Source organism: Pantoea sp. GbtcB22, from assembly GCF_019091025.1.
In the GTDB taxonomy this organism is placed as follows: Bacteria; Pseudomonadota; Gammaproteobacteria; order Enterobacterales; family Enterobacteriaceae; genus Pantoea; species Pantoea leporis.
This window is the reverse complement of sequence record NZ_JAGXKB010001084.1, coordinates 1-228: the sequence shown is the minus strand read 5'-3', so window position 1 is coordinate 228 and position 228 is coordinate 1. Positions and strand designations below refer to the sequence as shown.

1 pseudogene is annotated in these 228 nt (G+C 58.3%); it reads left to right on the top strand.

The features are described from left to right. Positions 1-207: pseudogene (locus KVT28_RS27570) on the top strand (TetR/AcrR family transcriptional regulator); the annotation flags it as partial. Positions 208-228 lie beyond the last annotated feature (21 nt).

Sequence of the window (228 nt, the reverse complement as noted above, 5' to 3'; positions counted from 1 at the left end):
GCCAACGCCATTATCGCTGCCTCCACGCGCTGTTTGACTGAGATGGCGGCGGAGCAGCCGCTGCCGTTTGGGCAAACGCCGCAGCAGCTGGCGCAGCGCTGCTACTTGCTGTGGCACGGAGCCAGTTTGCAGAGCAAGATTTCCCGAGAGCCGGGCCCGATTAGCCTGGCACACGACACCATCGAACAGTGGCTGATAAGTCACTGATTTTTAAAACCCCATTTACTA